Source organism: Listeria immobilis, from assembly GCF_014322765.1.
Taxonomy (GTDB): Bacteria; Bacillota; Bacilli; order Lactobacillales; family Listeriaceae; genus Listeria; species Listeria immobilis.
Genome location: NZ_JAASTZ010000013.1, coordinates 45955 through 64146, shown reverse-complemented (window position 1 = coordinate 64146; position 18192 = coordinate 45955). Strand labels below are relative to the sequence as shown.

Here is an 18192-nt window from a genome sequence, read left to right as displayed (position 1 = left end):
TCATCGCCTCCTTATGTTAATTATAAAGTATAATAAGAATAATATCGACTAATTGCTTATAAATGAAAATAATTCTCATTTAGGGTCCCGGCTTTTTGAATATCGTGGTATAATTTAGTAAAATAAAAGGGATAGTGTTGTGGAGGGGAATTATGAAGAAATTAACTATAGTTGTTTTAAGCATTGCGACCGCATTATTACTCGCTTCATGCGGAAATGATACTACAAATGGCTCGGAAAATGAAACGGTAGCGAAAGAAAAACAGACTCAGGCGGCACTGGAACTTACAGATATGTCGGGTCGTGAAGTTTCTTTTGAAAAAAATCCAGAAAGAATTATCGCGCTAACAAATGCGGATATGAATATTATAGATGCACTTGGTGGAACTGTGGTTGGTCGCCAAACAACAGACGCAAGTGGTGTTCCAGAGGGGGCGAAGGATGCGACAGAAGTTGGAAATACGCATGACTTGAATTTAGAAAAAATTGCTTCTCTAGGTGCGGATACCATTGTTGCAAGCTCTGAGCAGAATTTGAAAGATGTACCAGCAATGGAAGGCGTTGGTCCAAAAGTAGTTTTAACAGGAGCAAATTCGATTGATGAAATTAAAAAACAAACGGCCGTGCTTGGAAAACTTTTAGGCAAAGAAGAAAAGGCTAAAGAATTACAAACTGACATCGATAATAAAGTGACAAAAATAAAAGAGCAACAAAAAGCAAAAAAAGTCCGTTCGTTATTAGTTTTAGGGGCACCAGGAAGTAATTATGCTGCCTTACCATCTTCTTTAAGTGGTGATATACTAGAAATAGCTGGTGGAGAAAATGTAGCTAAAGATTTTAAAGGTGTTGAAAATTTTCCACAATATGCTTCTATAAATGTTGAAAAAATTGTTGCTGCTGATCCAGAAGTGATTTTCTTAATGATTCATGGTGGAGATGAGAAAGAAACAGAGGCTGCATTTAAAAAAGAAATGAAACAAAATGAAGCTTGGAATTCTACAAGTGCTGTAAAAAATGATCATATTGTTGTTCTTCCAGCAGAGCTTTTTGGGACGAATCCGGGAATAAAGATTGATGAAGCATTAGATTATATGGCAAACGAAATAAATAAGGTGGATAACTAGATGACAACTGTAAAAGCGCATGATCCGCGGCGCAAACGTAGACGGATAACTTTTGTGGTAGTAATTATTTTACTCATATTGACTTTTTTTTACGGACTTACCACGGGATCAGTGAAAGTTACATACAGTGATGCTTGGCAAGCGTTGACAGGTGGAGGTAACGACCTCGCTAATCAACTGATATGGAATTTACGCTTACCAAGATTATTAATTGCTTTCTTAGTAGGGGCTGCACTTGCGATTGCTGGGTGCTTGCTACAAGGTGTGATGCGAAATCCATTAGCTGACCCTGGAGTGATTGGGGTCTCAGCCGGTGGTGGTTTTGTCGCTATTGTGATGACACTTGTCTTTCCAACGATGGCTGCTTTTGTTCCACTAGGGGCGTTTATAGGTGCATTTGGGACAGCTATTTTAATTTATTTATTAGCGTGGGACCGAGGCGTTTCCCCACTTCGAGTTATTTTGTCAGGGGTTGCGATTAATGCTTTTATTGGCGCAATGACTTCGGGTGTAATGGTACTTTATAGTAACCGGGTTCAAAGTGTTATTTCTTGGATGACAGGAACACTTTCAGGGAAAAGTTGGTATCACTTAGACTTAATTTGGCCCTATATGTTAATTGGTTTTATTTTAAGTGGTTTTGCGATTCGTTCTTCTAATGTGTTACTTCTTGGTGATGATGCGGCAAAATTACTTGGATTTTCAGTAGAGCGACACCGATTTTTCATTATTATGTTGGCAGCTTTTCTAAGCGGAATTGCGGTGAGTGTTGCAGGTTTGATTGGTTTTGTTGGTCTTGTTGTACCACATATTTTCCGATTAATTATTGGGAATGATTATAAATATTTGCTTCCACTTTCTGCACTGGGTGGCGCTTTGTTAGTTGGTTTTGCAGATACGGCAGCGAGAAGCTGGTTTGGTTCGATTGAGCTTCCAGTGGGGATTTTACTGGCGATGATTGGTGCCCCGTTCTTCTTATTCTTACTTCAACGTGGGAGGGTTGCTTCATGAAATCAGCGTTAGAATTAAAAAATATTTCCTTCTCGCGCAAAAGAGATTTTCAAATGTCGAATATAAATGTAACTATTCCAGAAGGTAAAATTACGACGCTTATTGGGCCAAATGGTTCCGGTAAATCAACTATGTTACGCTTAATGATGCGATTGTTGACACCAGATAGTGGCGAAATTTTGTTGGGGAATAAAAACATGACGGATATTTCGGCTAAAGAACTTGCGAAAAAGATGACTATGCTGGCACAGGCTCCGGAAGGTTTAGTCGACGTGATTGTCCATGATTTAGTTGCGTATGGTCGTTTGCCATATCGAAGCTGGATATCGACCTTACAAGAAGAGGACGAGGAAGTCATTCAGTGGGCAATAAAAGTGTGTAATCTTGAAAGTTTGGCATATAGACCGCTCCATTCATTGTCTGGTGGTGAACGGCAACGGGCTTGGCTTGCGATGGCATTAGCTCAAAAAACACCCATTTTATTACTAGATGAACCAACGACCTATCTTGACATCGCACATCAATTAGAACTGTTAGATTTACTAGTTCATTTAAATAAAACGTATAATTTAACAATAGTGTTAGTGTTGCATGATTTAAATCAAGCGGCAATATATAGTGATTATGTTTTTGTTTGCGAAAATGGTCAGTTAGTAAAAAATGGAACCCCAAAAGAAGTGTTCACGGTAGATTTACTTCGGAATGTTTTTCATATTACCGCAGATATTACTGAAAAAGACGGTAAGCAACACATTTATCCGCTTGCTTCAACGAGGTTTGAATATTAAAGAAAACAGAAAGAAGATTAGAATTTAGTGAAAAAGCTTTCTATCCTTGATAAACTTTATTATAATAGATGAAGGCTGTTGCTCTTTTTAAGAATAGCGGCTTTTTTCTATTTGAAAATCTAAATGTAAAAGGACGGAATAAAATGGCTAGGAATAGAAAAAAGGCAGTTCGAGTAGATTATGCAATTATTTTCTTAATGATGTTACTTTGCATTATTGGGCTTGTGGCGATATATGTTGCTGGACTTGTGAATGATCAGTATACAAATAATTTCTTGCTACAGCAGTCTATTTGGATTGTTATTTCTACAGGAGTAGTCGTGGTTATCGTACTTTTTTTTGATTATGATAAACTTCAGTGGGCAGCGTATTATTTATATGGTTTAGGGAATTTGCTACTGATTCTTGTATTAATAGTTGGTGACGAACGAAAAGGTTCCAAAAGTTGGATTAGTATTGGCTCGTTAGGAAGTTTGCAGCCGTCAGAGTTAATGAAAAGTTTTTTAATTCTCGCCCTTGCAAAAGTAATTTGGGATCATAATAAAAAATACCAGCTGCATACGGTAAAATTGGATATTCAATTGCTTCTAAAAGTAGGAGTTATTTCAATTATTCCGCTAGGTCTAGTTGCGCTTCAACCAGACCTAGGGACAATTTTAGTATTTATTGCAATTATTATCGGTATGGTATTTATCAGTGGTGTCACATGGAAAATTTTAGTCCCTTTGTTTAGTTTTATTACAGTAATAGGTGCAACTTTAATTTATTTAGTTTTATATAATCAGGCAATTTTACAAAAATTAGGATTTGAACCATATCAATTTAAACGAATTACTTCTTGGTTACGTCCAGAAGAAGATCCACTTGGTGACGGGATGCAGCTTCTTCGGTCAATGCAGGCGATTGGTTCTGGTCAGCTACAAGGCAACGGAATAGGTAATCAAGCTATTGCAATTCCAGAAAACCATAATGATTTTATTTTTTCGATTATTGGTGGGAACTTTGGTTTTGTTGGTGGCTGTCTATTAATTATGTTATACTTTTTACTGATTTACCAAATAATTCGAGTAGCACTAGATATTAATATTCCGTTTTATTCTTATATTTGTACGGGTGTTTGTTCGATGATTTTATTTCATGTTTTAGAAAATATCGGAATGACCATTGGTTTACTGCCAATTACCGGTATTCCACTACTTTTTGTCAGTTATGGGGGAAGCTCTCTTCTGGGCGCATTTATGGCACTTGGACTCGTGTTGTCAGCGAGGTACAACGCTCCAGAAGTTAACTTAGGAAAAGGAAATCAAGTTTGATTTTCTTTTTTAACTGTTTGGGAGAAAGTGTTACTTAAATTTATACAAACCAACCAGTAAGGAGTAATTTAACAATGAATCAACAAAATAAATTAGCTGGACGTATTGATTATGGGATTGTTTTATCCATGATGTTACTTATGATAATCAGTTTAGTGTCCATTTACAGCGCGCAATTAACAAATGACCAATATGATGCAAACTTTGTTGTAAAACAAGGCATGTGGTTTGTCGTTTCGACATTTGCAATTATTGTCGTGATGCAATTAGATTATGACCGACTAATGAAATGGGCCTATTATTTTTATGGGCTTGGTCTTTTTATGCTTGTTTTTGTTTTGTTTTTCGGTAAAGAAGTAAAAGGCGCAAAAAGTTGGATTGTTATTCCGTTTTTAGGAAATATCCAGCCATCTGAGGTAGTAAAAGTTATTTTAATTATCGTCTTAGCAAAAGTGATTTGGGATCATAATCGAGCATATAAAATTCATCGACTTAGCTATGATACATGGTTGTTAGTCAAAATTGGTTTATTTACGCTCTTTCCATTAATTTTAATTATGTTGCAACCAGACTTGGGTACAGCCTTGGTGTTTATTGCTATTATGTCTGGCATGATACTTATTTCTGGGATTAGTTGGAAAATTATTGTTCCGCTGTTTGGATCCATTGCTGCGATTGGGACAACGCTCATTTGGATGGTTATTTATCATCAAAATTGGTTAACAAGTCTTGGATTTAAACCATATCAATTTGAACGGATTACTACTTGGATTAATCCGGAGAATGATCCTCAAGGTGGCGGATATCAGGTGCTTCGTGCGCTGACCGCAATTGGTTCTGGACAAATTTCTGGAAATGGGCCAGGTTATGATGCCATTGCCATTCCAGAAAACCACAATGACTTTATCTTTACGATTGTAGCCGGCGATTATGGCTTTATTGGAGCGAGTATTCTGCTTGCAATTTATTTCTTATTAATTTATCAAATCATTCGTGTGGCATTAGATATTGGTATTCCTTTTTATTCTTATATTTGCACAGGTGTAGTTATGATGTTAATGTTCCATGTACTTGAAAACGTTGGAATGAATATTGGCTTACTACCAATAACAGGGATTCCATTACCATTTATTAGTTATGGTGGTAGTGCGCTGCTTGGAAACATGATGGCGGTCGGACTAGTGCTAGGAATAAGGTTTAATTATAAAAAGTCGATGTTTGAAGTAAAAGAAGAAAATCGTGTCTCCTAAAACTTAAATACAAAAGTCGAATCAGGCTTTTGTATTTTTTAAAACTTGAAATGTATCCGCTTTCAAACAGACTATTTTTTTCTAAGTGTTGCTGTTTGTACTTTCATAAAAAATGCACTATGATAGTATTAGAATGCAATCGAAGGGAGAGGCAAAATGATTAATTTTTATTGGTATCCAAAATGTAGTACTTGCAAAAAAGCAAAGGCATGGCTTGAGAATGAGCAAATTGAATTTACCGAGATGGATATTAAAACAGAAACACCAAGTGCAGAAGAATTACAAGCATGGCATGAACTTAGCGGGCTTCCAATCCGTCGTTTCTTTAATACAAGTGGAATTAAATATCGTGAATTAGGATTAAAAGATAAAATTGATACGATGTCACTTAAAGAAGCTTATGAAATACTTGCCTCAGATGGAATGCTAATTAAGCGTCCGTTAACAACAAATGGTAAAGTAGTAACACTTGGATTTAACGAACCTGAATTTGAAGCAACTTGGAAATAGTCACAATAGATAATCGTAATAGAAGGAGGAGTTTGGAAAATGAGTTTACCAAAAGATTTATTGTATACAGAAGAGCATGAATGGGTGAAAGCGGAAGATGGTAGTTACCTTATCGGGATTACTGATTTTGCACAAGATCAATTAGGGGATATTGTTTTTGTTGAATTACCAGAAGTTGGGGATACTGTCGCAAAAGGTGATTCAATTGGTAGCATTGAATCCGTTAAGACTGTATCAGATTTCTATGCGCCGGTTAGCGGAAAAGTGGTTGCTGTGAATGAAACTCTAGAAGATGAACCAGAATTAATCAATAGTAACCCGTATGATACTGGTTGGATTTTAAAATTAGCAGAAGTAGAAGCGGCAGATATAGATGCGCTTTTATCAAGTGAAGATTACGAAAAAACATTAGATTGATTTATACGAGGGCCGGCTTGGGATAACCGAACTGGCCTTTTTTTATAGGGGGTGTTTTCTCTGGAAATTTGGGGAAAAGAAACATTACAATTAGCGCAAAAAAATAAGGCGGATTTTGTCATATTCTTTTTTACACCTATGTGCGGAAGTTGCCAGATGGCTAGTCGTTTGGTGGACATGACTCAAACCGCTGATAGTATTGATACAACGATTGCCAAAGTAGATTTAAACTATGTGCCAGAAATTGCTCAGAAGTTAGAGATTACATCTGTTCCTGCTCTAGTGAAGTTTAAAGCTGGAATACCTAAAGATGTAAGTTATCAATTGCATGATATAACAGCTGTTTTTGAATTCCTGTATGATGAGTAATACAGGAGTTTTTTCTGTTTAATAATTTGCCTTAAAGCAAAAAAGTTTCGCTTCAGATATAGAAATGTATTTAGCTAAAAACATTGCTATAGACACAATTTGACTGAACGTGGTAAGATAATTCGAGTTGTTAAATTTGTGTTTTATAAAGAGAGATTTTTAGTGAAACATAACATATCGGAGGCTGTTTGGATGAATCATTCTAATCTTACTATTTTATCCGTTTGTAGTAATTTTATTATAGTTGTACTTAAACTTATTGTAGGCTTTTTTACAGGGTCTGTCGCAGTGATTTCGGAAGGGATTCACTCATCGATGGATTTATTTGCGTCGGTCATTACTTTCTTTTCCATTCGGATTTCCAATCAACCTGCTGATGAAGAGCATCCATATGGGCATGGGAAAGCTGAAAATATTGCTGGGACAATCGAAACATTACTTATTTTTGTTGCGGGTATTTGGATTATTATTGAATCCGTAAATAAACTTGTAAATCCACATGAAATACGTTTTCCAGCGCTTGGCATAATGGTAATGCTTTTTGGCGCGCTCGTTAATATTGTCGTATCCCGAATTATCAAAAAAGCTGCCGATGAAGCGAATTCTGTAGCGATGAAATCGAATGCGCTCCATTTATATACAGATGTTTTTACCTCACTAGGTATTGCGCTTAGTTTATTTTTAGTATACATAACCGGTTGGCTGTGGATTGATCCTGTTATTGCTATTTTAACCGCTTTTTATATTATGTTTGAAGCTTTTAAATTACTGAAAGAATCTTTCCCACCGCTAATGGATAAACGTTTATCAACGGAAGAAGAAGCGGCAATTAAGCAAATTATTTTGACACATAAAAATAAATTTATTGAGTTTCATGATTTTCGCTCAAGACGTGCAGGAGCGGAAGAGTACATTGATTTTCATTTAGTGGTCTCTTCTTCCATGACAATCGAAAGCGCTCATTCGCTATGTGACGAGATTGAAGCAGAAATAATGGATTTTTATGCGAAAGCGGAAGTTCTCATTCACTTAGAGCCAGAAGAAGAGCGAGTCCTTACAGAAAATTAAAACAAGCTCTTTCTATTCGATTTGTTTCAAAAGTGCTACAATAGGGAGAAACAGAGAATGGAAAGGAAAATTAAGTATGACAACTTCTATTTTAATTGCGGATGATGATAAAGAAATTGTGGATTTAGTGAAATTATATTTGCAAAATGAAGGATATACGATTTACCAAGCATATGATGGAGCAGAGGTTTGGCGTCTTGTGCAAGATAAGCAACCTACTTTAGTTATATTAGATATTATGATGCCGGAAATGGATGGCTTAGAAGTATGCCGTTTAATGCGAAGTGAAGGTATTTTGACACCCATTTTGATGCTTAGTGCGAAGGCGGAAGATAATGATAAGATAATGGGGCTTTTAACTGGTGCAGATGATTACATGGTGAAGCCGTTTAATCCATTAGAGCTTTCTGTTCGTGTCAAAGCAATTTTAAGGCGAATGCAACAAATGAGTCAAGTAGAGCCGATTAGTCAAGATAAAGTTATCATTGGGCCAATCATTGTTGATCGTGCGCTTCATGTGGTGACAGTTAGTGGAAAAGAACTACATTTAACAACTTCGGAATTTGATATTTTATTTTTGCTTGCAAGTGAACCAGGGCGAGTATTTAGTTCCGAATATATTTTCGAAAAAATTTGGCAAGAAAAAGCGCTTGGAGCAAGTAAAACGGTTATGGTCCATATTAGCAATTTGCGTGATAAATTACGAGATGCTATGGGCGGGGAAAATGTGATTAAGACTATTTGGGGAGTAGGATACAAAGTTGAAATATAAACTTGAAATGTTGTTTACTAAAATTAGCCATGTGATGAATATTTGGCAAGCAACTTTTTTCGCTGTTATTTCATGGGTTTTAGGCATGATTACGGTACGAACTATATATTTATGGGCTATCTCCATTAGAGATGATTCTTTATTTTTAAAAGAAGTTACTCGAGCGATTGTCAGTTTATTTGGACCTAATAAATATGTTCGTGTGATGGATTCCATTTGGGTATTATTAATCAATTATTTTATTATTTTCTTGATTACTTGCTTATTTTTCTCCTTTTTCTATCGTTACATGCGGCAAAAACTTTTGAAAAAGCAATTGCGAACAATTAATTTTGCGCTAAACGATGGAAAACCAGTGGATACAGAGAGTTTTGTTCCTGAAATTCAAGAATTAGAGCGAAATATCGAAAACATGCGAGAACGACAAAATAAATTAATGAAACAAGAAGAGCAGGCGCAACAAGCTAGAAATGATTTAATTACGAATGTTTCGCATGATCTTAGGACACCACTGACTTCAATTTTGGGGTACTTAAGTTATATTCATGAAGATCGTTATCGTGATGAAGTGGAATTGCGTTATTACACGGAGCTGGTTTACGGTAAGGCGCGACATCTGCATAAGCTGATTGATGACTTATTTTCTTATACAAGACTTGATAGCGTTGAGTATCAATTAAAAAAAGATGAATTAGACGTTATTGAATTATTAAGTCAGCTAGTTGCCGAATATGATGGACAAGCAACGGAACGAAATATGAAAATCGTAGAGCATTTTGATGCCAAAAAGTTAATTATTAGCGGTGATGGCAATCAAATCATGCGTTTATTTGAAAATCTGTTTTCGAATGCGCTTCGGTACGGAGAAGGAAATAAGCAAATCGACGTAAGCGCAAAACAAGAAGGAAATATGGCTGTTGTAAAAGTAACGAATTACGGACAAGAAATTTCAGAAATTGATTTACCATATTTATTTGAGCGATTTTATAAAGCTGATAAAAATAGGACAACGACTGGAACTGGCTTGGGGCTTGCTATCGCCAAATCAATTGTTGAAAAACATGGTGGACTTGTTACTGCTGAGAGCAAACATCGGAAAACTAGTTTTATCGTTAAATTACCACTCAGTTAATCTTTAATAATTCTTAAATTTTTCTTTCCTCATGGTTTATATTCATTCAGTAGAATATAAATTACGGAGGGTGAACAAATGAAAAAGCATTTTGTCTTAATTGTTGTTGCTTGTATTACAGTCGTTGTGATTTTTGTTTATTTAGCCCAAATAAATAAGGGTGAAATTAATTCTCAAAATAGAGCACAAGTTAAAATTGCCTCACAATTAACTAGTATAGATGATCAAAGAAATACCGTTATAATTAGTGAATTAAATTACAATTAATAAGCTATTAGTAAAAATTTATTGACAAAGTAGAGTGGAAAAGGTAATATGAAAAAACAAGAAATGTCACGATAGTCATAAATGAAGTGATATAATTATATGTAGAAATCTTATCCAGAGTGGTGGAGGGAAATGCCCTGTGAAACCCAGCAACCTAAACAATAGTTCATTTTGTGTTTAAGGTGCTAAATCATGCAGAACAGTTAATTGTTCTGAAAGATGAGAAGGAAGTTAGTCCATTTGAAAAAATGCTGCCTTTCTGCTCATCAGCAGAAAGGCTTTTTGTATACCAGAAATGTAGAAAAGGTGATAGAGATGATAACATTACAGCACGTTGTAAAAGAATATACATCAAGAAATAATAAAGTCAGAGCAGTCGATAATGTCGATTTAGAAATTGAACAAGGAGAAATATTTGGTGTAGTAGGCTATTCAGGGGCTGGAAAAAGTACGTTGATAAGAATGTTCAACGGATTAGAGCTACCAACTGAAGGGTCAGTAGAGGTGGATAACTTACTAATTAGTCAGATCCGTGGTGGAAAACTTCGAAAAGCTCGGCAACAAATTGGAATGATTTTTCAACATTTTAATTTATTATGGTCACGTACTGTTGCTGAAAACATTGCCTTTCCGTTAGAAATTGCTGGCGTACGCGGTGAAAAAAGACGTTTTCGCGTTAATGAATTAATTCGGTTAGTTGGGTTAGAAGGAAAAGAAAATGCTTATCCAGCTGAACTAAGTGGTGGGCAAAAGCAACGGGTAGGAATTGCTAGAGCGCTTGCTAATAACCCCAAAGTGCTATTATGTGATGAAGCAACCTCCGCACTAGATCCACAAACAACAGATGAAGTTTTAGAACTTTTATTAGATATTAACAAACGCCTAAACCTTACAATCATTGTTATCACCCATGAAATGCATGTTATTCGAAAAATATGTAATCGTGTAGCCGTGATGGAAAACGGAAAAGTTGTTGAACTTGGAGAAGTATTAGATGTTTTCCGTCATCCAAAAGAAAAAGTAACCCAACGCTTTGTTCGTCAAGTAACTGATTCAGATGAAACGGAAGAATTAATTCATCTGCTACTTGAAAACTATGCAGAAGGTGAAATAGTTAAATTGTTATTTATGAGCGAAAATGCGACCCAACCTGTGATTTCTCAAGTTGCGAAAGATAATGATGTTATGCTAAATGTCCTCCATGGTAATTTAACACAAACACAAAACGGCGCTTATGGAACGCTTTATGTACAGATACTAGGTGAGAAAGAAGCGATTAATGCGAGTCTAACACAGCTACGTCAACTTAATGTAGAAACGGAAGTGTTAGAGCGATGACGAAATTACAAGAATTATTCCCAAATGTTGATTTTCAAATGATGTGGGTAGCGACACAAGAAACATTATATATGACACTTACTTCACTATTTGCAGTATTTTTATTAGGAATTGTGTTAGGATTGTTACTATTTTTAACAAATAATAAAAAACATACTGGTGCCCGTATTCTTTACTGGATAACAGCAATACTAGTCAACGTTTTCCGTTCCATTCCGTTTATTATTTTAATTGTCCTACTTCTCCCAATGACAAAATCGCTAGTTGGTACAGTTATTGGACCGAAAGCCGCTTTACCAGCGTTAATTATCTCGGCTGCTCCTTTTTATGGTCGGATGGTGGAAATTGCTTTTCGTGAAGTAGACAAAGGAGTTATTGAAGCGGCAAAATCAATGGGTGCTAATATGTTCACCATAATTGGAAAAGTGCTTATCCCGGAAGCTTTACCAGCGATAATTTCTGGTATTACAGTTACAGCCATTTCTTTAGTAGGTTTCACAGCGATGGCAGGTGTCATTGGTGCAGGTGGACTTGGAAATACCGCATATCTGGAAGGATTCCAACGAGGGCAACCAGATGTAACAGTTTTAGCAACCATTATTATTTTGATTATAGTCTTTATTTTTCAGTTTATCGGCGACTTTTTAACCAAACGAACCGACAAACGCTAACCTAAGTATATGAAGCAATTTATATAAAAAACGCGGAATCCCCGCAAAAAAGGAGAGATTTTCATGAAAAAGGTTCTTGGATTTATTTTTACATTAAGTTTAATTTTAGTACTTACAGCTTGTGGTAGCTCATCTGATAAAGCATCATCCAGTAAAACAGATGATAAGGAATTGGTAGTAGGTGCCTCAAACACGCCACATGCTCAAATTTTGGAACAAGCAAAACCAATTTTGAAAGACAAAGGAATTAATTTGAAGATTGTAAAGTATACAGATTATGTTATGCCTAATAAAGCACTTGAAGAGGGCGACTTGGATGCCAACTATTTCCAACATAAACCTTACCTTGAACTAGAAGAAAAGGAAAAAGGATATAAATTTGCTGATGTTGGTGCAATCCATATCGAACCAATGGGAATCTACTCCAAAAAAGTAAAAGATATTAAAGATTTAAAAGATGGCGCACAAGTATTACTTTCTAATTCAAAATCAGATTGGCCACGTGTTATTGGTATTTTTGTAGATAATGGGCTATTAACTTTAAAAGATGGTGTTAAAGCGCAAGATGCAACTTTTGATGATATTAAAGACAACCCTAAAAATTTGAAATTCAAATATGATTTTGATCCAGCTTATTTAATGACTGCTTACAATAACGAAGAAGGCGATGTTGTTGCGATTAATTCTAACTTTGTAGTTGATCAAGGCTTAAATCCTTCCAAAGACGCCATTGCGATTGAAAGCAAAGACTCTCCATATGCTAATATTGTTGTTACAACAGAGGAGAATAAAGATGATAAAAATGTTAAAGAATTAGTGACTGTGCTTCACTCTAAAGAAATTCAAGACTATATTACAAAAGAATGGGACGGCGCAGTAGTTCCAGTTGATAAGTAAACAATAAAAAAATCCTTTTACCAAGTCGGTAAAAGGATTTTTTTATTGTATGGTACTTCCTAAATAAAGTTTTAAACCATCTGAAATGGCTTTATCAAGTTCTTTTTTAGAAACAATTTCGTTTCCTTTTGGCATTGAAGGAACTTTTTCATAGTCTAACATATCAATGGTTGTAGTGAAGTTCATTAAGTGATTTGACGATTCATTTTTATAGTTGGTGTCAATAGTGGCTTTACTAAAACCTTTTTTGCTATCTGGTGTTAAAGTTAATCGGAAATCTAAGCTTTGTGTTTTTGTAGATGTAAGTTTTTTTAATGCAGAACGAATGGATTTTTGTTGTGCTTGCCAAGTAGATTTGGCTTCTTTTTGTGTACTGCTATTAATTTCAGAAATAAGGGTAACGATATTGCCGTCGTCATCAAGAGTTTTCAGTACTTCGTTAATCATATCGCTAATTTCTTTTTTACTTAATTTGAGCACGATATCACCATTATCTTTTGCGGTGAAGTGTTGATCATCAAGGTTATTTAAATAGCTATAAATTGCAATACCACTTTTTTCTTCAATTTTTTTCAGTTGTTCAGCTTGGCGGTCAACGGTTTCTGAATCGATTGTCTGATTAGAAAAGTTTTGAACAGTTTCAAAAAGATTAAGATACTTTGATTTCAATTCTTTATTTTGAGCAAGAACTTCATTGAAAATGGTAGCAGTTGAATCGTTTAGCAAACTGGAGATACTATCAGACGCATCATATATATCTGATACCGGAATATAAGCTTTTCCGTCGTCACTATTTTGAAGTGCATGTAAAGTTAAGTCAATTGGCTTATTACCAGCCCAGTGAACCGAGAAACTACTATAAGAAGAATCAGACTCGCTATTTACGGAAATTTTATATTGAAGATTAGATTTTTTTAGTTGAGTTAAAGTAATATCAGGCCCCAATTGTTTTATGTAATTATCTGATAGGTCGTTAATTTGGAATTTGACATTTGTTGTATATTGTTTGTTTTCAGTAACTTTTTTTAGAGCTGCAGTGAAGTCTGACTTTGGTGAACTACAACCGGATAGTGTAGTTAAAAGCAATACAAAGATGGTCACAGCCATTATTGCTTTCTTCATATTTAAATTCTCCTTCAATATTTAATCGTTTATTACAAATAGGTTATTATGTTGCAAATTTGTTACGTTACAACAATAACACATCTAAATAAGATATACAATCCTTTTTTTACCAGGGGATAATCTGCTTTTTTATTGATATGTAGGGCTCGTCTATTTCATTAGTTGCTGTTCTTGAATATTCTCAAATAAAAGGGAAATACTGATAATGCTTGAAAACTGGAAAAAATCGGCTATTAATAGTAGAATGAAGGGGAGAATGCGAAGAGTGCTGGTTTTTATAGTTGTAATCAGATTAGAATTATACTAAACTAGGATTATGCAAATTTTACACTAGGGAGGACTTTTTTTATGGCAACTTTAAAGATTCAAGATTTACATGTTGAAATAGAAGGAAAAGAAATTTTGAAAGGTGTTAATCTTGAAATTTCAACTGGAGAAATCCATGCTATTATGGGACCAAATGGAACAGGGAAATCTACGTTGTCCTCAGCTATTATGGGGCATCCAAAATATGAAGTAACACAAGGAACAATCACACTTGACGGCGAAGATGTTTTAGAAATGGAAGTAGATGAACGCGCTCGTTGTGGACTTTTCTTAGCGATGCAATATCCAAGTGAAATTAGCGGAGTTACAAATGCTGAGTTCATCCGTGCGGCAATCAACAGCCGACGTGAAGAAGGTGACGAAATTCCTGTAATGCAATTTATCCGTAAATTAGATTCCAAAATGGACATTTTAGATATGGACGAAGAAATGGCAGAACGTTACCTAAATGAAGGATTTTCAGGCGGAGAGAAAAAACGTAATGAAATCTTACAACTACTTATGATTGAACCAAAACTAGCAATCTTAGACGAAATTGACTCCGGTCTTGATATTGATGCACTTAAAGTTGTTTCTAAAGGTGTAAATGAAATGCGCGGCGAAGGATTTGGCTGCTTGATTATTACCCATTACCAACGTCTCCTTAATTACATTACTCCAGACTTTGTACATGTAATGATGCAAGGGAAAGTAGTTAAAGAAGGCGGACCAGAGCTTGCTAAACGTTTAGAAGCAGAAGGTTATGACTGGATTAAACAAGAACTTGGTATTGAACTTGAGGAAGAAGAAGCAGTAGACCAACAATAAGGAAGTGAGGTTAAAATCATGACAGAAAATATGACGATTAAAGATGATTTTATCCACGCTTTTTCAAGTAATGCGAATGAACCAGATTGGTTTTTAGATATTCGTCGCACTGCTTTTAAAGCTTATGGGGAACTGGACTTACCTTATGTGGATAAAACAAAGATAACACGCTGGAATTTCACAAACTTTGAAACATTTATACCTTTTAAAGAAGGCGTAACAAATGAAAATTTACCTGAAAAAGTAGCGAATCTAGTGGATTTAGATAATAAAGAAGCAAACTTTTACGTTCAAATGGATGAACGTCCGGCAAGATTACAACTCAGTCAAGAATTAAGCGAACAGGGTGTTATCTTTACCGATATTATTTCGGCTGTTAAAAATCATCCAGAGCTTGTAAAAAAATATTATATGACAGATGCGGTGCAAGTAAGTGAACATAAATTGACTGCTTTCCATGCGGCACTGGTTAATGGTGGTATTTTCTTATATATACCAAAGAATGTGGAAGTAAAATCGCCAATTCAAGCGGTTTTTGTACAAGATAAAGCAGAATCTCCGCTAGTGAACCATGTGTTACTTGTTGCTGATGATAATAGTGCAGTTACTTATGTGGAAAACTATGTAACAGTAGATAATGCACCAAAAGGAATTGTAAGTATTGTTGAAGAAGTTATTGCCGAAAAAAATGCCCGAATTACTTTTGGCGGAGTTGATAATCTAGCGAGCGAGGCAACTACTTATGTAAATCGTCGCGGTCATATCGGCACGGACAGCCAAATTGAATGGGCGCTTGGTCTAATGAATGATGGCGATACAATCAATGAAAACGTAACGAATTTAATGGGTGACGGCTCTTCTGCTGATGTGAAGACAGTAACGGTTGGACGTGGAAAACAAACACAAAACGTAACCACTCGTGTAACTCATTATGGTAAGGCATCAAATGGTACGATTTTATCTCATGGTGTTATGAAAGAAAGAGCAACAACTATTTTTAACGGAATTGGTCATATTAAGCACGGCGCTTCTAAGTCTGATGCACAACAAGAATCACGTGTATTAATGCTTAGCCCAGAAGCACGCGGTGACGCAAATCCAATTCTATTAATAGATGAAAATGACGTTGTTGCAGGACATGCAGCTTCTGTTGGTCGTGTGGATCCGTTGCAACTATTCTATTTGATGAGTCGCGGTATTTCACAAAAAGAAGCAGAACGTTTAGTCATTCACGGCTTCTTAGATCCAGTTGTACGTCAACTACCAATCGAAAGTGTTAAATCAATGCTGCGGGAAGTAATTGAAGGGAAAGTGCGCTAAATGATAGATATCCAAAAAATTCGTGCGGACTTTCCGATACTAGCCCAAGAAATAAATGAAAAACCGTTAGCCTATTTAGATAATGCGGCTACTTCACAAAAACCAAAACAAGTTATCCGAGCCTTAACTCACTACTATGAATTTGATAATGCGAATGTACATCGTGGAGTGCATACACTTGCGGCTAGAGCGACAGATGCATTTGAATTAGCACGTGCTAAAGTAGCAAAGTTTATTCAGGCACGGGAAGTAGCAGAAATTATTTTTACAAGAGGAACCACTTCGGCAATTAATTTAGTGGTAGATAGTTACGGAGAGACAAATATCGAAGCTGGCGATGAGATTGTTATTTCTTATTTAGAGCATCATTCCAATTTGATTCCGTGGCAACAACTTGCTAAACGTAAAGGCGCGGTTTTGAAGTATATCGAGCTAGAAGAAGATGGTACCATTTCCATAGAACAAGCAGAAAAAGCAATTAGTGAAAAAACAAAAATAGTTGCTTTGGCGCATGTTTCAAATGTTCTTGGGACAATTACCCCGATAAAAGAAATTGCAGCACTGGCCCATAAAGTTGGTGCAGTAATCCTTGTGGATGGCGCGCAAGCCGTGCCGCATATGGAAGTAAATGTAGTCGATTTAGATGCTGATTTTTATGCTTTTTCTGGTCATAAAATGATGGCTCCTACTGGTATTGGTGTATTGTACGGAAAACGAGAATTACTAGAAAAAATGGAACCGACCGAATTTGGCGGAGAAATGATTGATTTTGTTGAATTATACGATTCCACTTGGAAAGAACTACCTTGGAAATTGGAAGCTGGAACACCAATCATCGGCGGAGCTATTGCGCTTGGTGCAGCGATTGATTACTTGGCAGAGATTGGAATTAGTAATATTCATGCCTACGAACAAGAATTAGTAAGCTATGCAATAGAGCAAATGAGTAAAGTAGAAGGTATCACGATTTACGGTCCAACCGATGCAAGTCTTCGTTGTGGATTAGTGACTTTTAACATAGAAGGAGCTCATCCGCATGATGTTGCAACTATTTTGGATGAGGACGGGGTGGCAATTCGCGCAGGACATCATTGTGCACAACCTTTGATGAAGTGGCTAAATGTATCTTCTACAGCTCGTGCAAGCTTTTATATTTATAATACAAAAGAAGAAATTGATGCGCTTATAGAAGGGCTCAAGTTGACAAAGGAGTATTTTGGATTATGACAAGCCGGAAATTAGATCAGCTATATAGACAAGTCATTATGGATCACTATAAAAATCCGCGTAATAATGGAGAACTCCCAGATAGCGATGTAACCATTGACCTTAATAACCCAACATGTGGCGATCAAATCCATCTTCATTTAAAAATGGACGGGGATAAAATTGTTGCAGCAAAATTCACTGGTAGCGGCTGTTCGATTTCGATGGCCTCTGCTTCGATGATGACGCAAAGCATAATTGGAAAAACCGAGAAAGAAGCACTAAAAATGTCACGCGAGTTTTCAGAGATGGTTCAAGGTCACGATCACGAAACTATTGATGAATACGGTGATGTCGAAGCGCTTGCTGGAGTTGCAAAATTCCCAGCAAGAATCAAGTGCGCAACCCTTTCCTGGAAGGCGATGGAACGAGCAATTTTTGAAAAAGAAGGAACAAAATAAGTAGCGAAAAGGAGGATAC

20 protein-coding genes and 1 riboswitch are annotated in these 18192 nt (G+C 36.0%); of the genes, 19 read left to right on the top strand and 1 reads right to left on the bottom strand.

All coding sequences use genetic code 11. From position 1 onward, the window contains the following. Positions 1 to 152: 152 nt before the first annotated feature. From HCJ50_RS10785 to HCJ50_RS10715, 15 genes are all read left to right on the top strand, one after another. A complete protein-coding gene (locus HCJ50_RS10785) occupies positions 153 to 1124 on the top strand; it encodes an ABC transporter substrate-binding protein (RefSeq protein ID WP_185345551.1) in 972 nt (323 codons plus the stop codon). Then, entirely contained in the window at positions 1125 to 2135 is a 1011-nt protein-coding gene (locus HCJ50_RS10780) for a FecCD family ABC transporter permease (RefSeq protein ID WP_185345548.1), read from the top strand. After that, positions 2132 to 2923, top strand: a complete 792-nt coding sequence (locus tag HCJ50_RS10775) for an ABC transporter ATP-binding protein (protein ID WP_185345545.1) — start codon at positions 2132 to 2134, stop codon at positions 2921 to 2923. Before HCJ50_RS10780 ends, HCJ50_RS10775 begins: the two co-directional genes overlap by 4 nt. Before the next feature lie 143 nt (positions 2924 to 3066). After that, on the top strand, positions 3067 to 4236 hold the full coding sequence (gene rodA, locus HCJ50_RS10770) for a rod shape-determining protein RodA (RefSeq protein ID WP_185345542.1): 1170 nt from the start codon (positions 3067 to 3069) through the stop codon (positions 4234 to 4236). Between the two features lie 74 nt (positions 4237 to 4310). Beyond that, entirely contained in the window at positions 4311 to 5486 is a 1176-nt protein-coding gene (gene rodA / locus HCJ50_RS10765) for a rod shape-determining protein RodA (protein ID WP_185345539.1), read from the top strand. 156 nt (positions 5487 to 5642) lie between these two features. Continuing rightward, on the top strand, positions 5643 to 5996 hold the full coding sequence (locus HCJ50_RS10760; RefSeq protein ID WP_185345537.1) for an arsenate reductase family protein: 354 nt from the start codon (positions 5643 to 5645) through the stop codon (positions 5994 to 5996). A 39-nt stretch (positions 5997 to 6035) separates the two neighbouring features. Continuing rightward, positions 6036 to 6413, top strand: a complete 378-nt coding sequence (gene gcvH / locus HCJ50_RS10755) for a glycine cleavage system protein GcvH (protein WP_185345534.1) — start codon at positions 6036 to 6038, stop codon at positions 6411 to 6413. A gap of 60 nt (positions 6414 to 6473) precedes the next feature. Next, positions 6474 to 6782: a thioredoxin family protein gene (locus tag HCJ50_RS10750; RefSeq protein WP_185345814.1), complete on the top strand. Its 309-nt coding sequence runs from the start codon at positions 6474 to 6476 to the stop codon at positions 6780 to 6782. A gap of 192 nt (positions 6783 to 6974) precedes the next feature. Next, positions 6975 to 7850, top strand: coding sequence for a cation diffusion facilitator family transporter (locus HCJ50_RS10745; RefSeq protein WP_185345531.1), 876 nt, complete (start codon positions 6975 to 6977; stop codon positions 7848 to 7850). Between the two features lie 76 nt (positions 7851 to 7926). Then, positions 7927 to 8622: a response regulator CesR gene (gene cesR, locus HCJ50_RS10740; protein ID WP_185345528.1), complete on the top strand. Its 696-nt coding sequence runs from the start codon at positions 7927 to 7929 to the stop codon at positions 8620 to 8622. After that, the gene (locus HCJ50_RS10735) at positions 8612 to 9754 is read left to right on the top strand and encodes a sensor histidine kinase (protein ID WP_185345525.1); all 1143 of its coding nucleotides are present in this window, start codon (positions 8612 to 8614) and stop codon (positions 9752 to 9754) included. Before cesR ends, HCJ50_RS10735 begins: the two co-directional genes overlap by 11 nt. 78 nt (positions 9755 to 9832) lie before the next feature. Further along, positions 9833 to 10021, top strand: a complete 189-nt coding sequence (locus HCJ50_RS10730) for a hypothetical protein (RefSeq protein WP_185345522.1) — start codon at positions 9833 to 9835, stop codon at positions 10019 to 10021. Positions 10022 to 10128: 107 nt separating this feature from the next. Next, positions 10129 to 10247, top strand: a riboswitch (SAM riboswitch). Positions 10248 to 10336: 89 nt separating this feature from the next. Continuing rightward, positions 10337 to 11359, top strand: coding sequence for a methionine ABC transporter ATP-binding protein (locus tag HCJ50_RS10725; protein ID WP_185345519.1), 1023 nt, complete (start codon positions 10337 to 10339; stop codon positions 11357 to 11359). Beyond that, on the top strand, positions 11356 to 12030 hold the full coding sequence (locus HCJ50_RS10720; RefSeq protein ID WP_185345516.1) for a methionine ABC transporter permease: 675 nt from the start codon (positions 11356 to 11358) through the stop codon (positions 12028 to 12030). The genes HCJ50_RS10725 and HCJ50_RS10720 overlap by 4 nt, the downstream gene beginning before the upstream one ends. 63 nt (positions 12031 to 12093) lie before the next feature. Beyond that, positions 12094 to 12927, top strand: a complete 834-nt coding sequence (locus tag HCJ50_RS10715; protein ID WP_185345513.1) for a MetQ/NlpA family ABC transporter substrate-binding protein — start codon at positions 12094 to 12096, stop codon at positions 12925 to 12927. A 42-nt stretch (positions 12928 to 12969) separates the two neighbouring features. Here HCJ50_RS10715 and HCJ50_RS10710 read toward each other — a convergent pair whose 3' ends face one another. Beyond that, entirely contained in the window at positions 12970 to 14049 is a 1080-nt protein-coding gene (locus HCJ50_RS10710; protein WP_185345510.1) for an Lmo2079 family surface lipoprotein, read from the bottom strand. A gap of 351 nt (positions 14050 to 14400) precedes the next feature. Between HCJ50_RS10710 and sufC the strand changes: the two genes are divergently transcribed. The 4 genes from sufC to sufU are packed head-to-tail and all read left to right on the top strand — an operon-like array spanning position 14401 to position 18173. Further along, positions 14401 to 15186: a Fe-S cluster assembly ATPase SufC gene (gene sufC / locus HCJ50_RS10705; RefSeq protein WP_185345508.1), complete on the top strand. Its 786-nt coding sequence runs from the start codon at positions 14401 to 14403 to the stop codon at positions 15184 to 15186. An 18-nt stretch (positions 15187 to 15204) separates the two neighbouring features. Further along, the gene (gene sufD, locus HCJ50_RS10700) at positions 15205 to 16506 is read left to right on the top strand and encodes a Fe-S cluster assembly protein SufD (protein WP_185345505.1); all 1302 of its coding nucleotides are present in this window, start codon (positions 15205 to 15207) and stop codon (positions 16504 to 16506) included. Next, the gene (locus HCJ50_RS10695; protein WP_185345502.1) at positions 16507 to 17733 is read left to right on the top strand and encodes a cysteine desulfurase; all 1227 of its coding nucleotides are present in this window, start codon (positions 16507 to 16509) and stop codon (positions 17731 to 17733) included. Continuing rightward, entirely contained in the window at positions 17730 to 18173 is a 444-nt protein-coding gene (sufU, locus tag HCJ50_RS10690; protein ID WP_003722439.1) for a Fe-S cluster assembly sulfur transfer protein SufU, read from the top strand. The genes HCJ50_RS10695 and sufU overlap by 4 nt, the downstream gene beginning before the upstream one ends. Positions 18174 to 18192 lie beyond the last annotated feature (19 nt).

What these genes read in the sequence shown, in the direction of transcription:
- HCJ50_RS10785 (WP_185345551.1), top strand. Translation starts at nt 153, where the DNA reads ATGAAGAAATTAACTATAGTTGTTTTAAGCATTGCGACCGCATTATTA.
- HCJ50_RS10780 (WP_185345548.1), top strand. Translation starts at nt 1,125, where the DNA reads ATGACAACTGTAAAAGCGCATGATCCGCGGCGCAAACGTAGACGGATA.
- HCJ50_RS10775 (WP_185345545.1), top strand. Translation starts at nt 2,132, where the DNA reads ATGAAATCAGCGTTAGAATTAAAAAATATTTCCTTCTCGCGCAAAAGA.
- rodA (WP_185345542.1), top strand. Translation starts at nt 3,067, where the DNA reads ATGGCTAGGAATAGAAAAAAGGCAGTTCGAGTAGATTATGCAATTATT.
- rodA (WP_185345539.1), top strand. Translation starts at nt 4,311, where the DNA reads ATGAATCAACAAAATAAATTAGCTGGACGTATTGATTATGGGATTGTT.
- HCJ50_RS10760 (WP_185345537.1), top strand. Translation starts at nt 5,643, where the DNA reads ATGATTAATTTTTATTGGTATCCAAAATGTAGTACTTGCAAAAAAGCA.
- gcvH (WP_185345534.1), top strand. Translation starts at nt 6,036, where the DNA reads ATGAGTTTACCAAAAGATTTATTGTATACAGAAGAGCATGAATGGGTG.
- HCJ50_RS10745 (WP_185345531.1), top strand. Translation starts at nt 6,975, where the DNA reads ATGAATCATTCTAATCTTACTATTTTATCCGTTTGTAGTAATTTTATT.
- cesR (WP_185345528.1), top strand. Translation starts at nt 7,927, where the DNA reads ATGACAACTTCTATTTTAATTGCGGATGATGATAAAGAAATTGTGGAT.
- HCJ50_RS10730 (WP_185345522.1), top strand. Translation starts at nt 9,833, where the DNA reads ATGAAAAAGCATTTTGTCTTAATTGTTGTTGCTTGTATTACAGTCGTT.
- HCJ50_RS10725 (WP_185345519.1), top strand. Translation starts at nt 10,337, where the DNA reads ATGATAACATTACAGCACGTTGTAAAAGAATATACATCAAGAAATAAT.
- HCJ50_RS10720 (WP_185345516.1), top strand. Translation starts at nt 11,356, where the DNA reads ATGACGAAATTACAAGAATTATTCCCAAATGTTGATTTTCAAATGATG.
- HCJ50_RS10715 (WP_185345513.1), top strand. Translation starts at nt 12,094, where the DNA reads ATGAAAAAGGTTCTTGGATTTATTTTTACATTAAGTTTAATTTTAGTA.
- HCJ50_RS10710 (WP_185345510.1), bottom strand. Translation starts at nt 14,049, where the DNA reads ATGAAGAAAGCAATAATGGCTGTGACCATCTTTGTATTGCTTTTAACT.
- sufC (WP_185345508.1), top strand. Translation starts at nt 14,401, where the DNA reads ATGGCAACTTTAAAGATTCAAGATTTACATGTTGAAATAGAAGGAAAA.
- sufD (WP_185345505.1), top strand. Translation starts at nt 15,205, where the DNA reads ATGACAGAAAATATGACGATTAAAGATGATTTTATCCACGCTTTTTCA.
- HCJ50_RS10695 (WP_185345502.1), top strand. Translation starts at nt 16,507, where the DNA reads ATGATAGATATCCAAAAAATTCGTGCGGACTTTCCGATACTAGCCCAA.
- sufU (WP_003722439.1), top strand. Translation starts at nt 17,730, where the DNA reads ATGACAAGCCGGAAATTAGATCAGCTATATAGACAAGTCATTATGGAT.